This window comes from Pelomonas lactea (assembly GCF_043555885.1).
Taxonomy (GTDB): domain Bacteria; phylum Pseudomonadota; class Gammaproteobacteria; order Burkholderiales; family Burkholderiaceae_C; genus Pelomonas; species Pelomonas lactea.
The window spans coordinates 287,505-309,060 of record NZ_JBIGHX010000003.1 but is presented as its reverse complement, the minus strand read 5'-3'; the positions used below and the strand labels follow the sequence as shown (position 1 = coordinate 309,060).

The window sequence follows — 21,556 nt, the reverse complement described above, 5'->3', positions numbered from 1 at the left end:
TTGCGTGTGTCCGGATGCGCTGCTGTTGGCGCTGATCCAGGACCCACCCATGCCTGCCCGACTTGCCCTGCTGCTTGCCAGCGCCCTCGCCGCGGCGTCCGCCACGGCCCAGACCGGTGCGGTGACCGGCCTCTTCAACACCGGCGTCGACGCCACCGGCGCGCCGCTGGCCGGCTACGCCGCCGACCCGCACTACGCCATCGTCGGCAACGCCGTGTTCTCGACCGCCTATGCCTCCCGCCTGGGCGACGGCTCGCCCATCGACACCAGCGCCTGGGTGCCGGACACCGCCGTCAGCAGCTGGATCAACCCGGTCATCGGCACCGGCTTCAGCGACCAGCCTGGCGTCACCGACGCGCTGCGCTACGAGACCCACTTCCAGGTACAGGCCGGCTTCGAGGCCCAGATCCAGCTGCAAGGCCGCTGGGCGGCGGACGACGGCGGCCTGCGCATCTGGCTGAACGGCGTGCCCGTGGCGGCCGTGCCGGTGGCCCAGGCCGACACCTGGCACAGCTTCAGCATCGCCAGCGGCTTCGTGGCGGGCGACAACGTGCTGGCCTTCGACACCCTCAGCACCCAGAGCCCCACCGGGCTGCGCGTGGAGGTGGCCGCCGTGCCCGAGCCGGGCAGCGTGGCGCTGATGCTGGGCGGCGGCCTGCTGCTGACGCTGCGCCTGCGGAGGCGCGCATGAGGGCCGCCGCCAGCGCGTTCTGCGCCGCCCTGCTGCTGGCCGTCAGCCTGCCCGCCCGGGCAATCGACAGCCAGCTGAGTGCGAACCTGCTCGTCAACGCGAGCGCGTTCTACCCCGTGTACGGCGTCGATAGCGAAGCACCCAACCTGGACCTGCGCGACGACCCGCGCCTGCGCCAGCTGCAGACGCTGGACACCAGCGCCGCTTTCGGTGGCGGCACCGCCCGCGCCCATTTCGAGGGACGCATGGGGCTGCTGCGCGCTTTCGCCGAGTCCAGCTACCCATACTGCTGCGATGCGACCGGCCACCGCGTGGTGCAGGGCTATTCCAATGCCACTGTGCAGGGCCGCTTCTACGACAGCATCGCGGTCACCGGCGCCGGGCTGGCGGTGGGCACGCCGGTCAGCTACACGGTGAACTTCAGCATCACCGGCGCACTGTCCAACCCCAGTTTCGAGTCCGGCGGCTTCCTGACGGCCTACGGTGTGGCCGAGGTGCGGTTGCGCGACATGAGCAGCTTCGCCGAGGTCAACAAGAACTGGGACGCCAGCCGCGACGCGACGGGCGTGTTCAGCCTGACGCTGGACACCTTTGTCGGCCGCACGATCTCGCTCAGCGGCATGCTGGCCGTGGGCGCCTCGGTCAGCGACTACGCCCGGCTGGGCCGCACCGCCTGGGCCGACTTTGGCCACTCGGCCGGCTACCAGCTGCTGCCGTCGGTGGCCGGACTCAACACCACGGGCGCGAGCGGCTACGACTTCTCCGCCGCCCCGGTGCCCGAGCCCGGCACATGGCTGTTGCTGGCCGTCGGCCTGGGCCTGCTGGCCTGGCGGCGACAATCGGGCCCATGTTTGCTCCGTCCCAGCTCGAAGTCCGGCGCTTCTTCTGCGCCACCTACCGCAAATGGCGTGATGGCGCCCCGCTGATCCCGATGGAGGCGCTGGCCGCGGACTGGATCGCCGAGCACCCGGAGTACCACGACGAGCTGGCCGACGAGGCCGGCGCGCTGGAGAAGGTCTACACGGTGGAGGAAGGGCGCACCAACCCCTTCCTGCACCTGTCCATGCACCTGACGATCACGGAGCAGCACGCCATCGACCAGCCCTCGGGCATCCGTCAGGCGGTGGATCTGCTGAGCGCCAAGCGCAACTCGCGCCACGAGGCGCACCACGTCGCGATGGACGCACTGGGCGAGATGATCTGGGCCTCGCAGCGCAGCGGCCTGCCGCCCGACGGCCACGCCTACCTCGACAAGGTGCGCCAGGCGGCGACCCGCTAGAAACGACAAAGCCACCCGAGGGTGGCCTTGGTTTGACAGATGGCGGCGATTCAGGCGGTGTAGCTGCCACCGCCCAAGCTGCGCCGCTCGGCCTTGCCGCCGGCGCCGTACAGGCCGGTGGGTTCGCTGGGGATCAGGACGTCCAGCGCACGGTCCAGCGACGCGTTGCCGCGCGCCAGCGTCTCGCGCTGCGCGGCCAGCAGGCCGCCGGCACGCACCAGGCGGTTGCGCAGCGCCGCCGGCACGCCGCCGCTGCGCGCGGCCTCGCCGAAGCTCTGCACGGCGCGGGCCAGGTGCTGGTGGAGTTCGGCGGCATGCTGTTCGATGCCAGCCGCGTCGCGGCGGGCCAGCGCGTCACCCAGCTGGTTCAGCGCGGCTTCGACGGCCAGCAGAGGCGCTTCCAGCTCGGCGCTGAGGGCTTGGGGCGAGACGGTGGCGGTCATGGTTCAGTGTTTGTTGGCGCGCGCGCTCAGCAATTCTTGCGCATTTGCGACCAGCTTGTCCGCGATCGCATTGGCGTTGACCGTGAACTTGCCCTCGCTGATGGCCTTGGCGATGCGGTCGACCTTGGCGGCGTCAAAGCTGCCGTCGTCACTGCCAGCGGCGCTGGCCGCCAGCTTGGCGGCGCTGGAGATGGCCACCTGGGCGCTGGGCGCTGGCGCCGCAGCCGCCGGGCGGGCGGCATCGGTCGTGGCCGTGCTTTCCGGCTTGCGCGCCGCGGGGCGCTGCTCGGCTTTCGCCGGGGCGCCGCTCTCAGGGCTGTTACCGATCTTCATGAGCTTCTCCAGGGTGCGGGGCGGGCCCCGCCGGGGGCATTGCAGGGGAGTTTCCCCTTGTATCGGCCCCGGGCCTAGAAACTTGAGCGGGAATTGGCGGGTTTTTCCGCCCAGTTCGGGCCTTCACCCCGGGGATGTGTGGCGCATTGCTCACAACGGCAGCTCCACGCGGCGCTCGCCGACGGCGCGGCCGGCGGCGATGCGGCCGCTGTCGAAGCGCACGCGCACGTCCTGGCCTTCGATGCCGGCGGACAGCGCCTGCGCCTCCGATGCCACCGAAAAACCCGGGCCGACGGCCAGCACCTGCACCGTCTCGCCCGCGGCAAACCACTGCCGCGACTTCAGCGCCGGCGCGCGCAGGGCGTCCGCCGCGCCGAGCGGGCGGGCCAGCGTACGGCCGATGAGCTGGGCGGGATCGGTGAACACGGCGCCGGGTTCGGCGGCAATGTCGATATCGGCCAGCGCCAGGTGTTCTTGAGACAAATTCACGCCGGCCGGCAGCGGGCCGCTGGCGACGACGGCGCGGCCGTAGACGGCCACGCGTACCGGCAGCGTCACGTTCCAGCGCGCCACGCCATCGGTGCAGCGCAGCCCGATGCGACTGCGGCCCCAGGCGGCCATGCCGGGCGGCAGATAGGGCTGCACCTGCTGGCAGGGCGCCAGGCGCAGGCGCGGGTCCAGCTGGCCGGTCTCCACGGCCACGCGGGTGCCAGGCGGGGCAGTGGCGCGGGCTGCCGTCTCGGCGAGCTGGCGCACGCGCTCGATCAGCGCCGGGTCGAGCACCGTCTGGGCCTGGGCATGCCACCCGGCCAGCGACAGACACAACAGGGACGTGATTCGACGCAGCATGGCCGCCACTCTAGAGAGGCCGGCAGCGCTCGCTAGGGCGGAATTGGCCGGCTTTGGCCTTGCTAATCCCGCTCATGTTTTCGGGGCCGGTTCAGACAATTTGCGCCAGGAGCTCGTCCCGCTTCGCCGCCTCGCAAGAGGGCCCCAGATGTTGAACCGACTCACCGACTCGCTGAACTTCCAGACCCAGGCGCTCTCGCTGCGGGCGGAGCGCCAGCGCCTGCTCGCCAGCAACATCGCCAACGCCGACACGCCCGGCTACCAGGCCCGCGACATCAACTTCGCCAAGGCGCTGCGCGAGGCCGTGGGCGATGTGAACACGCCAGGCGCCATGGCCACGACGCAGCGGGGCCACATCGCGCCGCTGGCAGGCGCCCGCGGCGAAAGCGGCAAGGACTACGCGCTGCAAAGCCAGACCAGCCTGGACAGCAATGGCGTGGACATGGACCGCGAGCGCGCCAGCTTCGCCGACAACGCGGTGAAGTACGAGGCCACGCTGCGCTTCATCAACGGCTCGGTGCGCACGACGCTGGACGCGATGAAGTCGCACAACCAGGGCTAAGAAGCCATGAACGAAGCCCGCACGCCTGCTCATCCCGCTGCAACGGTGCCACCCTGCGTTGCAAATGCTCGCAGTAGCAGCGGCTACTGCTCCGCTTTGCGCCTTGATTGGCACCGCCGCCGCGGTCTGCTCGGTCGCGCCGGCTCCATCCATGGCTTCTGGAGGGCCTGAACCATGTCGATGTTCCAGATCTTCAATGTCTCCGGCAGCGCGGTCAGCGCGCAGAGCCAGCGGCTCAATGTGGTGGCCAGCAACCTGGCCAACGCCGACACGGTGGCCGGCCCCGACGGCCAGGCCTACAAGGCGCGGCAGGTGGTGTTCCAGACGGCGCTGATGGGCGCGGGCAACGACAGCGGCAACGCCGGCGTGCGCGTGACCAACATCACCGAGGACCAGACGCCCGGCCGCCGCGTCCACGACCCCAAGCATCCGCAGGCCGACGCCGACGGCTACGTGACCTACTCCAACGTGAACCCGGTGGAAGAGATGGTCAACATGATCTCGGCGTCGCGCTCCTACCAGAACAACATCGAAGTCATGAGCACGGCCAAGAGCCTGCTGCTCAAGACACTGCAACTCGGTCAGTCCTGACCGCTGAGGAACCGCCATGGACGTCACCGCGCTGAACGGCAGCACCACCAAGACGCCGACGACCTCGGCCAAGAACGCGGCGGAGACGCAGGACCGCTTCCTGAAGCTGCTCGTCGCACAGATGAACAACCAGGACCCGCTGAACCCGATGGACAACGCCCAGGTGACGAGCCAGATGGCGCAGATCCAGCAGGTCACCAGCCTGTCGACGCTGGACACCAGCATCAAGAGCCTGGGCGGCCAGCTGGGCCAGATGCAGGCGCTGCAGTCCATCTCGCTGGTGGGCCGCGAGGTCAGCGTGCCCAGCGACAAGATCCAGGTCGTCAAGGGCGAGGACGGCAGCCTCGCCGCCGAAGGCAGCTACGAGCTGGACGGCGCGGCCAAGAACGTGAAGCTGGAGATCCTCAACGGCGCCGGTGCCGTCATCGACACGGTGCAGCTGGGCGCCCAGGGCTCGGGCCGCCAGACCTTCTCCTGGCCCGCCGGCACGAAGGCCGCGGAAGGGATGGAGGTCAAGTACCGCATCACCGCCACCAACGGCACGGCCGCCGTCGCGTCGACGACCTATGCCTACGACAAGGTCAATGCCGTCTACAGCGAGAACGGCAGCCTCAAGCTGAACCTCGACCGGCTCGGCCCGGTGGACTACACGGCCGTCTCGTCCGTCAACTGAACCCCTACCGCACGACTGCAAGGACTCCCCCATGGCATTCCAGCAAGGCCTCTCCGGGCTCAACGCCGCGTCCAAGAACCTGGACGTCATCGGCAACAACATCGCCAACTCGGGCACCTACGGCGCCAAGGGGTCGCGTGCGGAATTCGCCGACGTCTATGCCGCCGCGCTGAACGGCGCCGGCCAGAGCCAGATCGGCATCGGCACCACGCTGCAGTCGGTGGCGCAGCAGTTCACGCAGGGCAACATCACGACGACCGAGAACCCCATGGACCTCGCCATCAACGGCGGCGGCTTCTTCCAGGTCAGCGACGGCGTGAACCCGACGCGCTACACGCGCAACGGCCAGTTCAAGGTCAGCAAGGACGGCTTCGTCGTCAACAACGACGGCCTGAAGCTGATGGGCTACCCGGCCAACGGCTCCGGCGTCATCCAGCCCGGCACGGCGACGCCGCTGCAGCTGCCCACCAGCGGCATCCCGCCGGCGGTGACGTCGGAGGTCAAGATGGAGTTCAACCTGGACTCCCGCCTGAAGACCACCGCGCCCGGCGGTGGCCTGGGCACCACCATCGACCTCAAGGACAGCACGACGTACAACAACGCGACGTCCATGACGGTGTACGACGCCAAGGGCCAGGACGTGGCCGTGACGTTCTACTTCCAGCGCGCGGCGGACCCCAGCGGCGCCACGCCGCCCAACGATGTCTGGAACGTCTACGTCACCGCCAACGGCTCCCCGGTGACCGTCGATGCGGCCAATGCCGCCATCGTGCTGGACGCCAACAACAACCCGACCACGCCCTACACAACGATCACCTTCCCGCCCACGGGCGGCAACCCCGCCACCATCCTCGGCAGCGCGCCCGTACCGCCGGCCACCACCAGCCCGATCAACCTGATCATTCCGGCCGGCACCAGCTCGCGCGGCAACGCCACGCTGCCGATCGGCGACTCGACGACGACACCGCCCTCCGGCATCAAGATCGACCTGACCAAGATCAGCGAGAACGGCAGCAGCTTCGCCGTCACCGACATCAAGCAGGACGGCTATGCGCCGGGCCAGCTGACCGGCATCACGGTGGCCAGCAACGGCATCGTGCAGGCCCGCTACTCCAACGGCCAGAGCAAGCCCGCCGGCCAGGTGGAGCTGGCGACGTTCCGCAACCCGCAGGGCCTGCAGACCATGGGCGGCAACGTGTGGATCCGCACCGTCGCCTCGGGCGATGCCGTGGTGGGCGTGCCGGGCGACGGCAACATGGGTGCGCTGCAGGCCGGCGCGCTGGAGGAAAGCAATGTCGACCTGACCGCCGAGCTCGTCAACATGGTGACGGCCCAGCGCGCCTACCAGGCCAATGCGCAGACGATCAAGACGCAGGACCAGGTCCTGCAGACCATCGTCAACCTCCGCTGACCTCGACACAGACTGAGGGCGCGCGATGGACCGCATGATCTACCTCTCGATGGCCGGCGCCAAGGCGGCCATGCAGCGGCAGGACGTGCTCTCGCACAACCTCGCCAACGTCACGACCAACGGCTTCCGCGCGGAGCTGCAGGCGTTTCGCGCGGTGCCGGTGCGCGGCGACGGCGCGTCCACCCGCGCATTCGCGCTGGAAACCACCATCGGCTACAACGACGCGCCCGGCGCCCTCACGCCGACCGGCCGCAACATGGACGTGGCCATGCAGGGCAAGGCCTGGCTGGCCGTGCAGGCCAACGACGGCACCGAGGCCTACACCCGCGCCGGCTCGCTGGACGTGAACGCCGAAGGCCTGCTCGTGATGCGCAACGGCATGCCGGTGCTGGGCGACGGCGGGCCGATCAACATCCCGCAGAACAGCGAGGTGTCCATCGGCAGCGACGGCACCATCAGCGCCAAGTCGCCCAACCAGAAGCCGACGACGGTGGGCCGGCTCAAGCTCGTGACGCCCGAAGCGACGGCACAGCTGACGCGCGGCGACGACGGGCTGTTCCGCGCCGCCGACGGCGACCTGCCCGCCGACCCGGCCGCCCGGCTGCAGGACGGCGCGCTGGAAGGCTCCAACGTCAGCGCCGTCGAGACCATGGTGGCCATGATCGCCGCCGGCCGCCAGTTCGAGCAGCAGATGAAGCTGATGCAGATCGCCCAGACCCAGGGCCAACAGTCCGCCAAGCTGCTCGGCAGCACCTGAGCAGTAGGAAGGAACCCCCACCATGATGCGCTCGCTCTGGATCGCCAAGACCGGCATGGAAGCCCAGCAGACCCAGCTGGACAACATCTCGCACAACCTCGCCAACGTGGCCACCAACGGCTACAAGCGCTCGCACGCGGTGTTCGAGGACCTGATCTACCAGAACATGCGCCAGGCCGGCGCGAACAGCACCGAGCAGACCACGCTGCCCACCGGCCTGCAGGTGGGCCTGGGCGTGCGCCCGGTGGCCACCGCGCGCATCTACACGCAGGGCAACCTGCAGCAGACCAGCAACAACCTGGACCTGGCCATCAAGGGCGACGGCTTCTTCCAGATCCAGATGCCCGACGGCACGACCAACTACACCCGCGACGGCAGCTTCCAGCTCAACGCCAACGGCCAGATGGTCACGAGCAACGGCTACACGGTGCTGCCCGGCATCACGATCCCGCAGAACGCGCAGACGCTGACCATCGGCAACGACGGCACCGTCAGCGTGACGCTGCCCGGCCAGGCGGCCGCGCAGACGGTGGGCCAGATCCAGCTCGCCAACTTCGTGAACCCCGCCGGCCTGGACCCCAAGGGCCAGAACCTGTTCGCCGAGACCGCCTCCAGCGGCACGCCCAACACCGGCGCGCCCAGCAACAACGGCATGGGTGCGCTGCAGCAGGGTTTCGTGGAGACGTCCAACGTCAACGTCGTCGAGGAACTGGTGCAGATGATCCAGACGCAGCGCGCCTACGAGCTGAACTCCAAGGCCGTGCAGACGTCCGACCAGATGCTGCAGAAGCTCGCCCAGATCTAGCTCCCCCCGTAGCGCTCACGCGCTCCCCCCAGGGGGCGCAGCCGATGGCCCGGCAAAGCCGGCTCCATGGCTGCCGCTGGAGGAGCGGCCAGCTGCGCGGCCTGATGAATGGAGAAATCGTCATGAAGTTTGTTTGCTCCACCACTGTCGTCATCGCTGCGGCATTGCTTGCCGGCTGCGCCACGCCCTACCCCGAGCCGCGCGTGGAGCTGGCGTCCACGCCGGTCGTCAACCTGCCGCAGGTGCAGCCCGTCGCGGCCAGCAACGGCGCCATCTACCAGGGCGCCAGCTACCGGCCGCTGTTCGAGGACCACCGCGCGCGCCTCGTCGGCGACACGCTGACGATCAACATCACCGAGCGCGTGTCGGCGTCGCAGACCAGCACCAGCGAGCTGAGCAAGTCCGGCAGCCTGTCCGCGGGCGTCAGCGCGCTGCCGCTGGTCTCGGGCAACTCCTTCGGCCGCGCCAGCGCCGGCGCCACGTCCGCCAACGACAACAAGGGCAAGGGCAGCAACCAGAACACCAACGAGTTCACCGGCGCCATCACGGCCGTCGTGACCGGCGTGCTGCCCAACGGCCACCTGATGATCAGCGGCGAGAAGCAGATCGGCGTGAACCGCAATGTGGACGTGCTGCGCTTCTCCGGCCAGGTGGACCCGCGCTCCATCGGCCAGGGCAACGCGGTGGCGTCCACGGCGGTGGCCAACGTCCGCATCGAGCAACGCGGCCGCGGCGCCACGTCGGACGCTCACGCCATCGGCTGGCTGTCACGCTTCTTCCTGAACATCGCACCGAGCTGAGCGTCGGTTGCGGGCGCATTCAAGCGCTCTGGCTTTGCAGCGCTGGCGCTCAGTGAAGCCGAAAGCCCGGATCGCCCGGACGCCCCCCTGTCCGGCACGCGCAGGCGCGGCCATCAGCCCCCTGCCCCCATGCGCGGTTGCCTGCCTTCAAGGGAGGCTCAAGTCCATGCCCAGCATCCTGGCGAGACCGAAAGTCAGGGCGAGCAGCACGAGAAGCAACACCGCGAAGACGGCCAGGAACCTGGCTCCCGCGCGCAGCAACACGCGCCGGTCCGCCCACTGCTTCTCACGGTCGTAATGCCACTTGATCGCGAAGTACATGCCCGCGAGGAACACCCCACCCTTGAACAGAACGAAGACTATGAGGACCCAATCCAATTGAGTTCTCCCGGCTGTTGCTTCATGCCGCCTATCTTGACCTGAAACAAGCGCACGCGGCATTGGACGTTTTGACTCACGGCCTGTGCGCGGGCGTGGATACCGCCACCACGCCCGCGCCAGTTGCCGCAAGGGCTACATCACCGCTGCCCGCAAAGGCTGCTCACCGCCGGGTTGCTGCGAGGTAGTCCACCGCCAGGTGGGCCAGCGCGCGCACGCCCACCTCCAGCCCACGCTCGTCGACGACGAAGCGCGGCGAGTGGTTGGAGTAGGCCTTGCTCGGCTCGATCTCGGGCGGCGTCACGCCGACAAAGAAGAACAGCCCCGGGATCAGCCGCTGGAAGAACGAGAAGTCCTCGGCGCCGGTCGCCTTGGGGACCACCTCGATGCCCATGGGTCGCGGCCCCGTGCTGGCCACCCGCGTGAGCGTGGGCACCATCTGTTCGGTCAGCACCGGGTCGTTGCGCGTGACGGGGTAGTTCTTCGTGATGCAGACCTGGCAGGTCGCGCGCGACGCGGTGGCGATGCCCTCCGCCAACTGCGTGACACGCTCGTGGATCGCGTCGCGCATGCCCTCGTCGAAGCTGCGGATGGTGCCGCGCATCTCCACCGAGTCCGGGATGATGTTCTCGCGCACGCCGCCCTTGATGGCGCCGATGGTGACGACCGCCGGCTCGCGGTTCAGGTCCAGCGTGCGGCTGACGATGGTCTGCAGGCCCAGCACGATCTGCGCCGACGTGACGATGGGGTCCACGCCCAGCCACGGCGCCGCGCCATGCGTCTGCTTGCCGCGCACGGTGATCTTGAGCTTGTCGCTGCTGGCCATCGTGGGGCCGGGCCGGTAGCCGATGACGCCGGCCGGCTGGCGCGACGTGACATGCAGGCCGAAGATCGCGCCGGGCGTGGGGTTCTCCAGCACGCCCTCCTTGATCATCAGCGCCGCACCGCCCTCCTCGCCCTCGGGCGGCATCTCCTCGGCAGGCTGGAAGATGAACTTGACGCTGCCGGGGATGTCGTCGCGCAGCCCGGCCAGGATGCTGGCCACGCCCATCAGGATGGCGACATGGCAGTCGTGCCCACAGGCATGCATGACGCCCACCTCCTCGCCGTTCCACACCGCGCGCGCCTTGGACGCAAACGGCAGCTCGACCTCCTCGGTGACGGGCAAAGCGTCCATGTCGGCCCGCAGCGCCACCACGCTCCCAGGCATGCCGCCCTTCAGCAGCCCGACGACGCCGGTGTGCGCCACGCCGGTCTTGACGTCGTCGAAGCCCAGCGCGCGCAGGTGCTCGGCGACGAGGGCGGCGGTGCGGAACTCGCGGTTGCCCAGCTCGGGGTGGGCATGCAGGTCTCGCCGCCAGGCGATGACCTGGGCTTCCAGGGCCGCGGCGGCGGCGTCGATGCGGTCGGCAAGGGTCATGCGAGGGCTCGGGCGCGATGGACGGCGGCCAGTATGGCGTCAGGCGCGCGGCACGAGGCGGTTCAGGTCTTGCCGGGCCCAGGCGCGTTGCGCGGCCACCGCAAAAACCAGCGCCAGGGCCAGTTCGGCCGCCAGCAGAGCCGGCCCCCGCTGCAACGCCAGGCCCAGCACCCGCGCCAGCCCCGCCAGCAGCATGGCGGCCACGCCGAGGCTCAGGCTGCCCAGCCCCTGGCGCCAGTTGCTGTTGCGCCCGCCGCGCAGCCACAGCGACCACGCCATGGCCAGCAGTACATCGCCCATCACCGGCGCCCAGGCGCTGAGCTGCACGACGCGCAGGTCTGGCTTGCTGACCGCCATGCTGATTGCCAGCGCGACGGAAACGCAGACCGCGGCGTTGAGCAGCGAGCCCACCACCGTGCGCCGCGCCCAGCTGCCCGCCGACAAGCCGCCCGGCGCCAGCCGCGCCCGCCAATGGAGCGGCGGGCCGATGACTGCCGTGTGGATCAGCATGCCCAGCCCCAGCATCCACAGACCGACCAGGGCGATGTCCCAGCCGCTCGTGTAGGCCACTCCCCACGCATGGAAGCGCCAGTGCGCGGCCTGCACCAGCGCCTGCGGCACCAGCAGACAGGCCACCCACAGGGCGCCGCTGGGGTGGCGCAGGTCGACCTGCTGCCAGGTCGGCACCTGGCGCCAGCGCCACCAGCCGGAGGGCCAGCGCCACGTTCGCGCGAGCCGCAGGCGAGCCACTACCGGCGGCAGCACCAGGCGCTGCATCCATTCACCGAACGCCATGCCCGCCAGCACGGCGACGGCCACGGCCAGCAGCACGCCGCCCCCCATCGCCAGCAAGTCCCAGCCCGGCTGCAGCCACGCCAGGCCGACAAGCATCAGCAGCGGCCCGGCGACACCACGAGCGGCCAGTTGCTGCAGCATCCGGCGTGACGCCATGCGCACCCGCTGCAACGCCGCCGATGGCGCCACGCGCCGCCGCCAGCGCGCTGCCGCCGCGGCATGCACGCCGCTGATGACGGCCGCGCCCGCCAGCATCAGCAGGGCCTGCAGCATCACGACGACGCCCAGCATCGCCACGCTGCGCACGCCGGCCCAGGCCAGCGCCCAGCCCAGCAGCGCCGCCAGGAACGACAGCAGGCTGGGCAGCAGCAGCGTGGCGCCGAGGCGGACTTCCTCGCCCTCCGCGAGGCTGTGGGGAGCGACCTTCATGAGTTCAGCAGCTCCAGCAGGTCTTCCATGCCCAGCGCCGGCGAGGCCGCCGCAGCCGGGTGCTGGCGCGCATCCACCAGCAGCTGCCCGCCGGCCCAGTGCAGCTCGCCGGGCTGCAGCTGCGCCGGCCGCTCGGGGCGAGACAGGCAGCGCAGGTGCTCGACCGCCTCGTCCCACTCGACGAACAGCTGCAGCCGGCCCTCGCGCAGGAACATCACGTGGCTGACGACGCGCTCCAGGTCGCTCAGCAGGTGGCTGGACACCAGCACCGTGCGCGGCGCGGGCTTGTGGCGCAGCGCGAACAGCGCACGCATGAAGTCGCGGCGCGAGATCGGGTCCAGGCTGGCCACCGGCTCGTCCAGCAGCAGCAGGTCGGGGTCGTGCGCCAGCGCCAGCACGACGGCCAGCTTCTGCTGGTCGCCCAGCGACAGCGACGCGGCGCGCTGGCCCAGGCTCAGGTCCAGTCGCGCCGCCAGCGTGGCGGCGTCGCGCAGGTTGACGCCGGGGTAGACGGCCGCCATCTCCTCCAGATGCTCCAGGCCCGTCAGGCGCGGGAACAGGTCCGGCGTCTGCGCCGCGTAGCCCAGGCGCTCGAGCACGGCATCGGGCAGCGCGCGGCTGGGCGCGCCGAGCAGCCAGGACTCGCCCGCGCTGGGCGTCATCAGGCCCAGCAGGCAGCGCATCAGCGTGCTCTTGCCGGCGCCGTTGCGGCCCACCAGGCCCACGACCGCACCCTCGGGGATGGCGAAGCTGATGCTGTCCAGCAGCCGGGGCCGCGCCGCGCTCCAGGCGCCGTCGTCGCAGTCCAGGCCCAGTTGGCGGGCCTCCAGGGCAGGGCTCATGGGTTCTTCTCCTCGGGAATGCCTTGCAACGCGCGCTCAAAGGCCGCCAGCGCCGCGGCCGGCGTGATGCCCAGTTGGGCCGCCTGCCGCGCCGCGTTCGCCAGCGCCGGCGCCAGCAGCGCCATGCGGTCGGCCGACGCGCCGGCGGGCTGCACGCCGGCCGCCACCACCATGCCGACGCCACGGCGGCGCTCCAGCAGGCCCTCGGCCTCCAGCAGGCTGTAGGCCTTGCTGACGGTCATGGGGTTGATGGCATGGCGTTCGGCAACGGCGCGCACGCTGGGCAGCTCGTCGCCCGGCCCCAGCTGCCCGCCGGCCACGAGGCGCTGCACCTGCTCCACCACCTGCCGGTAGATGGGCGTCGCGAGCTGCGGCTGGATGTCGAAGAAGGCCGAGGGGTTGGGCATGCGTATCAGTGTATTACTTACACAATACACATGGCAAGCCCGTCGCGCACTACCCGCCGGTGAGCCGCCTCAGCCGGCGCTTGAAGTCCAGCCACTGCTTGCCGCGGGAGCGGTCGATGCGCTTCACGTCGATGAGCGTGAAGGCGCCGCAGCCCGTCAGCGTGTGCAGGCCGGCGGTGTGCGTGGTGCTGGCGAGGTCGCCGGTCAGGCGCTCGGTGCCGGCCTCGATGACGACGCGCTCGGGTGTCAACAGTGGAAAACGCAGCAGCCGCGTCGCGCTGCCGTAGCCAGCGGCGCAGTCCTGCACGGGCAGCGTCAGCACGCCATCGTGCGCGACGAACGGCCGGCCGGCCGGCCGTGCCCCATCGCGGGCCACGCGCACCGGGTTGCCGGCCAGCGGCGTCCACGGGCCGGTGAGCGCGGGCGCATGCGCCACGTGCAACTCGCGCTGGTCGCGCGCCTGCGGGCCCACCAGCGTGTAGAACATCCACCAGCGGCCGCCATGCTCGATGAGCGACGCGTCGGCGACGGGCCCGGCCAGCAGCTGGCCGTGGCGCTCCCAGCGGTCCAGCGACGCGTCGGTGGCGCGGTACAGCGCCACCTCGCCGGCCTGGAAGCTCTCCGGCACCATCCAGGTCTGGCCGCCATGCTCGAGGACCTGCGGGTAGGACAGGTGGAACGGCAGGTCCAGCGCTGTCGAGCGGCCGCGCCAGTGCAGGTCGGCCAGCGCGAACTCGTGGCGCTCGATGTGGGCGCGTTTGACGCGGTAGTCGAACGCCTCGACGAACACGTGCAGCGCGTCGCCACGCACCAGGCCGAAGGGGTCGGCCAGGTAACGCCAGCGGCCGGCGTCGGGCAGCCAGGTGATGCGGCTGCGCACGGCGCTCAGCGCGGTGGCGTCGACGTCCCGCAGCGCCAGCGGGACGATGCCGACCTGCCAGAAGTCGGTGCGAGGCCTCTTGATCATCAGGCGATGATCGCCTCTTCCTCGTCCTCGAAGTGGGGAGCCAGCGCGGCCTGGCGCTGCAGGACGTCGCGGTAGAAGCCCAGCGTGCGGTTCACGGCATTGCCACGGTCGTAGGCGGCGGTGGCGTAGCTGATGGGACGGGCGTGCGGCGGCAGTTCGCGCAGCAGCGCCAGCTCCTCGGCGAGTGCGCGACCCAGCAGGTCGGCGTTGCCCACTGGCACCAGGCGGGCGGGCTGGCCCGCCAGCAGCTCCAGCGGGCCTTGCGTGGCGGTGGACAGCACCGGCAGCCCGGCGTGCATGGCCTCCAGGATGGCGAGCGAGAAGGTCTCCTCGCGGGATGGCGACACGAACAGGTCGAAGGCCTTCAGCGCCTCGCACACGTCGGGACGGAAGCCCAGCAGGTGGATGCGCGCATCGCCGGCGGCCAGCGCCTTCAGACGGGCTTCGTCAGGGCCTTCGCCCAGGATGGCCAGCACCGCGTCGGCGGGTGCATGAGCCTTGAACCCCTGCACCAGCAGGTCCATCCCCTTGCTGGCATGCAGCCGGCCGACACTGCCCACCAGCAACTGGTGCGGCGCCAGGCGCAGCTCGGCGCGCAGGTCGGTCGGGCGGGCGGGGGCGACGAGCCGCTCCGGCGCCCAGTTGTAGATGAGGCTGGTCAGCGCCCCGCCCTTGGGCAGGCTCTCGTGCTGGGCGCGGTTCACGCAGACGAGGCCATCCAGCCGCGCATGGTGGTGAGCCTTGTAGCCCACGTGCAGCGTACCGATGCGGGCCGACCGGCGCGCGTGGGCGGCGGCCTTGCAGGCGGGGCCGAGATGGCCGTGGACGACGTCGGCGCCCAGCCGGCGCGCCAGCGCAGCAACCCGCCAGCCGCGCAGCAGCGGCAGCTTGAGCCCGTGGAAGGTCACGCCCCGCGCCAGCGCGCCGGCCACGGCGGAACCCGCAGAGCCGATGACGTGGACGCGGTGGCCCAGCGCCGCCTGGGCGTTGGCAAGGTCGATGCAATGCCGCTCACCGCCCGCGATACGGGACGAGAACACGACATGAACCAGGGTCAGCGGTTCTTGGAGCGGGGGCATGGCAGGTCTTGCGCGGATGCAATGAGAATCGGTACGCAAAACTTTACCGATCTACACATTCGGAAACCTGTCTAAGAACCCCCTCAATTCGGCGGATAACCGGGTAAAAACCCGCGCCAATTCGCGGCAACTTTCGCGAATCTTCAGAAACACGTTGCAGCCCATGACCGTCGGGGCGAGATGGAGGGCGGCGCGGCCGACGCGCCTGCGTGTGGCGGACGTGTCGCATAGGGGTTGACAGAATGTCACGCCGCGCAAGTTTCAACCTGAGCTCAAGCTTGCGCGCCAGCCCGAAACCACCCGACCGAAGGCCAAGGGCTTGGAAAAGCGGGGCGGTCCGCACCCTTTTCCACGGCTTCGCGGGCTCAAGCCTCCGCAGAATCGGTCGAGTGAAGTTCCTGCAAGTCCTCCTCCTCAGTCTGGCCCTCGTGCTGGCGCCCTTCTCGCATGCCGCGCGCATCAAGGAAGTCGCCTCCGTGGCCGGGGTCCGCTCCAACCCGTTGACGGGCTACGGTCTGGTCGTCGGCCTGGACGGCACGGGCGACCAGACCACGCAGGCGCCGTTCACCGGCCAGAGCCTGACGGCGATGCTGCAGCAGTTCGGCGTGCTGCTGCCCCAGGGCATCACCATGCAGCCGCGCAACATCGCCGCCGTCATGGTGACGGCCTCGCTCCCCGCCTTCGCGCAGCCGGGCCAGCAGCTGGACATCAACGTCTCGTCCATCGGCAATGCCAAGAGCCTGCGCGGCGGCACGCTGATCGCGACGCCGCTGCGTGGCGCGGACGGCCAGATCTACGCCATTGCCCAGGGCAACCTCGTGGTGGGCGGCGCCGGCGCGTCGGCCGGCGGCTCCAAGGTGCAGATCAACCACCTCAGCGCCGGCCGCATCCCGGCGGGCGCCCTCGTCGAACGCTCGGTGCCAACGCCGCTGGCCAACGGCGACGCCATCCAGCTCGACCTGAACAGCAGCGACTACGCCACCGCCCGCGCCGTCGCGCAGGCCATCAACAAGCTCAAGGGCGCCGGCACCGCGCAGGCGCTGGACGGCCGCGTCGTGCGCGTCAAGGCGCCCACCGCGCCGGACGACCGCGTCGCCTTTCTGGCCGATGTGGAGAACCTGTCTGTCGACCTCGCGCCGGCCGCCGCGCGCGTGGTCATCAACGCGCGCACCGGCTCCATCGTCATGAACCAGGCCGTCACGCTGTCGGCCTGCGCCGTCGCGCATGGCAGCCTCTCGGTCACGATCAGCTCCACGCCCATCATCAGCCAGCCCAACGCGCTGTCCGGCGGCCAGACGACGGTGGCGGAGAAGGCCGACATCGCCATCCGCCAGGAGCCGGGCAGCCTCATCCAGCTGCCGGCCGGCGCGCGGCTGTCGGACGTCGTCAAGGCGCTCAATTCGCTGGGCGCCACCCCTCAGGACTTGCTCGCCATCCTGCAGGCCATGAAGAGCGCGGGCGCACTGAACGCCGAGCTTGAGGTGATCTGATGAAGTACATGAGCCCCTCGCCCACGCTTGCACCCGCTGAACGCGGGCAAGCCCGGTCGGTCTTGCAGACCGCGCAGCCGGCGGAGCGGCTGCCCTTCGGCAGGCACGACAAGTCCACAGGACTTGTCGTGTCCGGCCTCAGCCCCCAAGGGGACGGCGATGCTTGCCGGGTCGACCGGCAAGCACATCGCCCGACGGGCCGGCTTGGGGCGGCCCGGCGCTCGGCCCACAGGTCCGCATGAGGCTGCTGACATGAGCAACTCCTTTCAATCGATTTCCGGCCAAAGCCTCGGCGGCGTCGACGCCCTGAACGGGCTGAAGGCGCAGGCCTCGCGCGACCCCAAGGCGAGCATCCGCGAGACCGCCCGGCAGTTCGAGACGCTCTTCATGCAGGAAGTCATGAAGAGCATGCGCGCGTCCACGCTGTCCAGCGGCATGCTGGACAACAGCGCCACGCAGCTGGGCACCGAGATGCTGGACACCCAGTTCGCCGGCAAGATGGCCGGCCTGCCCGGCGGCCTGTCCGACGCCATCCAGAAGCAGTTGCAGCGCCAGATGGGCGTGCAGGACCTGTCGCCCGAGAACATCCGGAAGAACAGCCAGACGACGCTGGCCCAGGCGCTGCCAGCGCTGGCCACCAAGGGCATCCCGAACCACGTGCAGAGCTTCATCCAGAAACACGATGCGTCGGCCCGCGCGGCATCGGCCGCCACCGGCATTCCGGCCAGCTTCATGGTCGCGCAGGCGGCCCACGAAAGCGGTTGGGGCAAGCGTGAGATCACCGGCGCCGACGGCAGCAGGAGCCACAACATCTTCGGCATCAAGGCCACGCCGGGCTGGACGGGCAAGACCGTGGACGTCAAGACCACCGAGGTCATCAACGGCCAGGCCGTCAAGGTGACGGCCAAGTTCCGTGCCTACGGCAGCTACGACGAGGCGTTCAAGGACTACGCGCGGCTGATCAGCAGCAACGACCGCTACGCCAAGGTCGTCGCCCAGGCCCAGGGCGGCAACGCCGCCGGCTTCGCGCGCGGCCTGCAGCAGGCCGGTTACGCGACCGACCCGGCCTACGCCGAGAAGATCGCCAAGACCATTCAAACCACCCAGCGTGTGCAGAGCACGCTGACGGCCTGAGGAGCTGAGTCATGGCAGGCCTGCTGACGCTCGGCGCCCGCGCAATGTTCGCCAACCAGGCGGCGCTGCAGACCATCGGCCAGAACATCGCCAACGCGAACACGCCGGGCTACTCGCGCCAGTCCGTCGTGCTGACCACCGCCCCCGGTCAGTACACCGGCGCGGGCTTCTTCGGCAAAGGCGTGGACGTCGAAACCGTGGTGCGCTCGCACAACGCGTTCCTGACCAAGGAGGCTGCCACCAGCAAGGCCGCCGCGTCGGCCGATGCGACGCGCGCCGAGCAGCTGTCACGCATGGAGAAGTTGTTCCCGCCCGGCACCGACGGCCTGGGCTACGCAGCCAGCCAGTTCCTGAACGCGATGGTGGACGTGACCAGCCGGCCCAGCGACCCGTCCGCTCGCCAGGTGGCGCTGGGCCGCGCCAACGAGCTGGCCGTGCGCTTCGCCAATGCCGGACAGCAGCTGACCGACCTGCAGTCCGGCGTCGTCAGCGACCTGCGTGCCTCGGTCACCACGGTGAACCAACTGGCGCAGCAGATCGCCAACGTCAACGAGCAGATTGCCAAGGTGCGCGGCAGTGGCCACACCCCCAACGACCTGCTGGACCAGCGCGAGCGCCTGATCTCCAGCCTCAGCGAATACATCGCGGTCACGACGCTGCCCGCCGACGACGACACCGTGGGCGTTTTCATCGGGGGCGGCCAGCGTCTGGTGTTGGGCAGCACCGCGTCAACGCTGCAGGTGACTGCCGACCCGTACGACCCCCAACGCGCCCAGCTCTCGCTCGCCGAGGGCGGCCTCGGCCGGGCACTGGACGAGAGCGTGCTGACGGGCGGCTCGATGACCGCGCTGCTGGGCTTCCAGAACCGGGACCTGCAGGACGCCCGCAACATGCTGGGCCAGCTGGCCGCCGCCATCGGCACCCGCATCAACGAACAGAACGCGCTGGGGCTGGACCTGTCCAACCCGCCGGGCGCGGGTGGGAAGATCTTCAACGTCGCGGCGCCCCGTGTGCTGGCCGCCGGCACGAACGCGCGCGATGCGACCGGCGCCTTCACCAGCGGCGTGGCGGCCACCATCAGCGACGCCTCGCAGCTGCTGGCCAGCACCTACACGCTGACCTCGCGCGCCGCCGGCAGCTACCAGCTGACGCGGCTGTCCGACGGCCTCGTGCGCGACATTGCCGACGGCGATGTGGTCGACGGCGTGAAATTCAGCTTCACGCCGGCGCCGCCGCAGCCCGGCGAGAGCTTCCGCATCGAGCCCGTCGGCTCCGCCGCGGTCGAGATGCGCCGCGTGATGGACGACCCCAACGGCATCGCCGCCGCCTCACCGGTGACGGCCACCGCGGCCATCACCAACAACGGCACGCTGACCATCGGCAGCATCTACGCGGTGGACCAGGCCCGCATCACCAGCCTGCTGACTCCGGACCCGGCCGACCCCAAGCTGCAACTCAAGCTGCCGCTGGACATCGTCTTCGGCGCTCAGGAACTGGATGGGGCGGGCCAGCCCACCGGCGGCGTGCTCTACACCTTGACGCAGCGGGACGGCACCGCCTTGAGCGGTGTCTGGAAGCAGGGGCAGCCGCTGGGCAACGAAACCGGCATCGACCTGGGCTTCGAGCTGCGCACCAACGGCGTGCCTCGCGCCGGCGACAAGGTCTCGATTGGCAGGACCATCTACACGGCCACGAACAACGGCAACGCCAAGGCCTACCTCAACATCCAGACCGAACCCATCGTCGGCGCCCGCAAGATCACGAACGCGGACGGCAGCATCACCGACGTGCCCGGCGTCACGATCAACGACGCCTATGCCGCCACGATCAGCGACGTCGGCGCCCGCGTGCAGAGCGCCAAGTACCTGTCCAGCGTGTCCACCACGGTGGCCAGCGACGCCGAGGCCAGCCGTTCGGGCGAATCGGGCGTCAACCTGGACGAGGAGGCCTCACGGCTGATGCAGTACCAGCAGGCCTACCAGGCCGCCGCCAAGGTGCTGCAGACGGCGCAGTCGCTGTTCAACGAACTGATCCAGCTCGGGCGCTGACCGCCCCGCCGACTGAACCCGCGCCCACCGAACGAGGCCACCCATGAGACTCGCCACCGCCAACCTCTTCGATGCGTCCATCGCCAATCTGCAGCGCCGCCAGAACGCGCTGCAGCAACAGCAGCAACAACTGACCTCCGGCAAGCGCGTGGCTATGGCCAGCGACGACCCCACCGGTGCCGCGCGTGCCGAGCGCGCGCTGGTCTCCATCGGCCGGGTCGAGGCCAACCAGCGGGCGCTGGAAGCCAGCCGCAACAGCATGACGCTGGCCGAATCCGCGCTGGGCGACGCCAACGAGCTGCTGCAGCAGGCCCGCGAGACCATGGTCGCCGCCGGCAACGCCAGCTACTCCGACGCCGAGCGTGCCGGGCTGGCCACCAAGCTCAAGGGCCTCCGCGACCAGTTGCTGTCCATCGCCAACCGGCCCGATGGCGCGGGCGGCTACCTCTTCTCCGGCCAGGGTGCGTCCACCCCGCCATTCCTGGACCAGCCGGCCGGCGTCAGCTACATCGGCGTGCCCGGCACCATCCAGACCGGCAACCTTGACGACTTCCAGCTCACCGTGGACGGCCGCAACGTCTGGGAAGAGGCCGGCAGCGGCAACGGCAGCTTCGTCACCGCGCCCAGCGTGATCATCTCGGACCCCGCCACGGGCAAGACGTCGGTGCAGCTCATCGACCCGGGCGCCACCGCGGCCAACGGCGGCGTGCCCGTCGCACTGGTCAACCCGATCACTAGCAAGCCGGCCTCGGGCTGGATCGACAGCGGCCGCGTCGTCGACCCCGCGCGGCTCACCGGTCACAACTACCGCATCGACATCGCCGGCACCGCGCCCAGCCAGACCTACACGCTGACCGACCAGGACGCCGGCACCGCCGTCAGCGGCACATTCGAGCCCGGCAAGGCCATCACGGCGGACGGCATGTCGTTCACCATCTCCGGCGCCCCGATCGACGGCGACGCCTTCGCCATCGCCGGGTCCAAGACCAACCTCAAGCTCTTCGACACGCTTGACAAGGCCATCGTTGACCTCAACACGCCACTGCGCACCCGCAACCAGGTCACGCAGGGCAATGCGCTGGCCGTGCGCGACATCGACGCCGTCATGGGCAAGCTGCAGAGCGCACGCAGCCAGGTCGGCGAACGCCTCAACAACCTGGACGGCACCGAAGGCCGCCTCGCCGCACTCAAGCAGTACAGCGAGCAGGAGCGCAGCGCCGCCGAGGATCTGGACATGGTGCAGGGCATCTCCGACTTCCAGAACCAGCAGACCGGCTACGACACCGCCCTCAAGACCTACGCCATGGTCCAGCGCATGTCGCTGTTCCAGTACCTGCAGGGCTGATTTCGACGCCGCCTGCGGCGGCGCGTGC

The 21,556-nt window shown here is 70.1% G+C and carries 24 protein-coding genes; 14 read left to right on the top strand and 10 right to left on the bottom strand.

The genetic code is table 11. The features are described 5' to 3' along the window. The first annotated feature begins 49 nt into the window (after positions 1-49). Genes ACG04Q_RS09950 through ACG04Q_RS09940 form a run of 3 tightly spaced genes read left to right on the top strand, consistent with a single transcriptional unit; the run spans position 50 to position 1,970 of the window. Complete coding sequence (locus ACG04Q_RS09950) at positions 50-691, top strand: PEP-CTERM sorting domain-containing protein (RefSeq protein WP_394510749.1); 642 nt, start codon at positions 50-52, stop codon at positions 689-691. Beyond that, on the top strand, positions 688-1,617 hold the full coding sequence (locus tag ACG04Q_RS09945; protein WP_394510748.1) for a PEP-CTERM sorting domain-containing protein: 930 nt from the start codon (positions 688-690) through the stop codon (positions 1,615-1,617). Before ACG04Q_RS09950 ends, ACG04Q_RS09945 begins: the two co-directional genes overlap by 4 nt. After that, the gene (locus ACG04Q_RS09940) at positions 1,539-1,970 is read left to right on the top strand and encodes a DUF1841 family protein (RefSeq protein ID WP_394510747.1); all 432 of its coding nucleotides are present in this window, start codon (positions 1,539-1,541) and stop codon (positions 1,968-1,970) included. The genes ACG04Q_RS09945 and ACG04Q_RS09940 overlap by 79 nt, the downstream gene beginning before the upstream one ends. A 50-nt stretch (positions 1,971-2,020) precedes the next feature. On the opposite strand, the gene ACG04Q_RS09935 is transcribed toward ACG04Q_RS09940, so the two are convergent. From ACG04Q_RS09935 to flgA, 3 genes are all read right to left on the bottom strand, one after another. Then, complete coding sequence (locus tag ACG04Q_RS09935; protein ID WP_394510746.1) at positions 2,021-2,413, bottom strand: hypothetical protein; 393 nt, start codon at positions 2,411-2,413, stop codon at positions 2,021-2,023. 3 nt (positions 2,414-2,416) lie between these two features. Continuing rightward, positions 2,417-2,746 (bottom strand): flagellar biosynthesis anti-sigma factor FlgM, encoded by a 330-nt coding sequence (flgM, locus tag ACG04Q_RS09930; protein WP_394510745.1) that lies wholly within the window; start codon positions 2,744-2,746, stop codon positions 2,417-2,419. A 150-nt stretch (positions 2,747-2,896) separates the two neighbouring features. Beyond that, positions 2,897-3,595: a flagellar basal body P-ring formation chaperone FlgA gene (flgA, locus tag ACG04Q_RS09925; RefSeq protein ID WP_394510744.1), complete on the bottom strand. Its 699-nt coding sequence runs from the start codon at positions 3,593-3,595 to the stop codon at positions 2,897-2,899. 148 nt (positions 3,596-3,743) lie between these two features. On the opposite strand from flgA, the gene flgB reads away from it, so the two are divergent. The 7 genes from flgB to ACG04Q_RS09890 all read left to right on the top strand — a co-directional run bounded on the left by flgB (position 3,744) and on the right by ACG04Q_RS09890 (position 9,194). Then, positions 3,744-4,157: a flagellar basal body rod protein FlgB gene (flgB, locus tag ACG04Q_RS09920; protein WP_394510743.1), complete on the top strand. Its 414-nt coding sequence runs from the start codon at positions 3,744-3,746 to the stop codon at positions 4,155-4,157. 174 nt (positions 4,158-4,331) lie between these two features. Then, positions 4,332-4,748 carry a flagellar basal body rod protein FlgC gene (gene flgC, locus ACG04Q_RS09915; RefSeq protein WP_394510742.1) on the top strand — a complete coding sequence of 139 codons (417 nt, stop codon included), beginning with the start codon at positions 4,332-4,334 and terminating at the stop codon, positions 4,746-4,748. Between the two features lie 16 nt (positions 4,749-4,764). Then, complete coding sequence (locus ACG04Q_RS09910) at positions 4,765-5,421, top strand: flagellar hook assembly protein FlgD (protein ID WP_394510740.1); 657 nt, start codon at positions 4,765-4,767, stop codon at positions 5,419-5,421. 31 nt (positions 5,422-5,452) lie between these two features. Beyond that, positions 5,453-6,832, top strand: a complete 1,380-nt coding sequence (flgE, locus tag ACG04Q_RS09905; RefSeq protein WP_394510739.1) for a flagellar hook protein FlgE — start codon at positions 5,453-5,455, stop codon at positions 6,830-6,832. A gap of 25 nt (positions 6,833-6,857) precedes the next feature. After that, entirely contained in the window at positions 6,858-7,589 is a 732-nt protein-coding gene (gene flgF / locus ACG04Q_RS09900; protein ID WP_394510738.1) for a flagellar basal-body rod protein FlgF, read from the top strand. Positions 7,590-7,611: 22 nt separating this feature from the next. Then, a complete protein-coding gene (gene flgG / locus ACG04Q_RS09895; protein ID WP_394510737.1) occupies positions 7,612-8,394 on the top strand; it encodes a flagellar basal-body rod protein FlgG in 783 nt (260 codons plus the stop codon). Between the two features lie 122 nt (positions 8,395-8,516). Continuing rightward, positions 8,517-9,194, top strand: a complete 678-nt coding sequence (locus tag ACG04Q_RS09890) for a flagellar basal body L-ring protein FlgH (protein WP_394510736.1) — start codon at positions 8,517-8,519, stop codon at positions 9,192-9,194. A 147-nt stretch (positions 9,195-9,341) separates the two neighbouring features. Here the strand turns inward: ACG04Q_RS09890 and ACG04Q_RS09885 are convergent, their stop codons facing one another. The 7 genes from ACG04Q_RS09885 to ACG04Q_RS09855 all read right to left on the bottom strand — a co-directional run bounded on the left by ACG04Q_RS09885 (position 9,342) and on the right by ACG04Q_RS09855 (position 15,511). Next, positions 9,342-9,572, bottom strand: coding sequence for a hypothetical protein (locus ACG04Q_RS09885; RefSeq protein WP_394511354.1), 231 nt, complete (start codon positions 9,570-9,572; stop codon positions 9,342-9,344). Between the two features lie 163 nt (positions 9,573-9,735). Next, positions 9,736-10,992, bottom strand: a complete 1,257-nt coding sequence (locus ACG04Q_RS09880) for an amidohydrolase (RefSeq protein ID WP_394510735.1) — start codon at positions 10,990-10,992, stop codon at positions 9,736-9,738. Positions 10,993-11,031: 39 nt separating this feature from the next. After that, complete coding sequence (locus tag ACG04Q_RS09875) at positions 11,032-12,216, bottom strand: hypothetical protein (protein WP_394510734.1); 1,185 nt, start codon at positions 12,214-12,216, stop codon at positions 11,032-11,034. Next, the gene (locus tag ACG04Q_RS09870; protein WP_394510733.1) at positions 12,213-13,058 is read right to left on the bottom strand and encodes an ABC transporter ATP-binding protein; all 846 of its coding nucleotides are present in this window, start codon (positions 13,056-13,058) and stop codon (positions 12,213-12,215) included. Before ACG04Q_RS09870 ends, ACG04Q_RS09875 begins: the two co-directional genes overlap by 4 nt. Next, positions 13,055-13,465, bottom strand: coding sequence for a GntR family transcriptional regulator (locus tag ACG04Q_RS09865; protein ID WP_394510732.1), 411 nt, complete (start codon positions 13,463-13,465; stop codon positions 13,055-13,057). Before ACG04Q_RS09865 ends, ACG04Q_RS09870 begins: the two co-directional genes overlap by 4 nt. A 49-nt stretch (positions 13,466-13,514) precedes the next feature. Then, positions 13,515-14,432: a glucosamine inositolphosphorylceramide transferase family protein gene (locus tag ACG04Q_RS09860; protein ID WP_394510731.1), complete on the bottom strand. Its 918-nt coding sequence runs from the start codon at positions 14,430-14,432 to the stop codon at positions 13,515-13,517. Continuing rightward, complete coding sequence (locus ACG04Q_RS09855) at positions 14,432-15,511, bottom strand: glycosyltransferase (RefSeq protein ID WP_394510730.1); 1,080 nt, start codon at positions 15,509-15,511, stop codon at positions 14,432-14,434. Before ACG04Q_RS09855 ends, ACG04Q_RS09860 begins: the two co-directional genes overlap by 1 nt. A gap of 398 nt (positions 15,512-15,909) precedes the next feature. Between ACG04Q_RS09855 and ACG04Q_RS09850 the strand changes: the two genes are divergently transcribed. From ACG04Q_RS09850 to flgL, 4 genes are all read left to right on the top strand, one after another. Continuing rightward, the gene (locus ACG04Q_RS09850) at positions 15,910-17,001 is read left to right on the top strand and encodes a flagellar basal body P-ring protein FlgI (RefSeq protein ID WP_394511342.1); all 1,092 of its coding nucleotides are present in this window, start codon (positions 15,910-15,912) and stop codon (positions 16,999-17,001) included. 252 nt (positions 17,002-17,253) lie between these two features. Next, positions 17,254-18,135 carry a flagellar assembly peptidoglycan hydrolase FlgJ gene (gene flgJ, locus ACG04Q_RS09845; RefSeq protein ID WP_394510729.1) on the top strand — a complete coding sequence of 294 codons (882 nt, stop codon included), beginning with the start codon at positions 17,254-17,256 and terminating at the stop codon, positions 18,133-18,135. 11 nt (positions 18,136-18,146) lie between these two features. Then, on the top strand, positions 18,147-20,183 hold the full coding sequence (flgK, locus tag ACG04Q_RS09840; RefSeq protein ID WP_394510728.1) for a flagellar hook-associated protein FlgK: 2,037 nt from the start codon (positions 18,147-18,149) through the stop codon (positions 20,181-20,183). A gap of 43 nt (positions 20,184-20,226) precedes the next feature. After that, a complete protein-coding gene (flgL, locus tag ACG04Q_RS09835) occupies positions 20,227-21,528 on the top strand; it encodes a flagellar hook-associated protein FlgL (RefSeq protein WP_394510727.1) in 1,302 nt (433 codons plus the stop codon). Positions 21,529-21,556 lie beyond the last annotated feature (28 nt).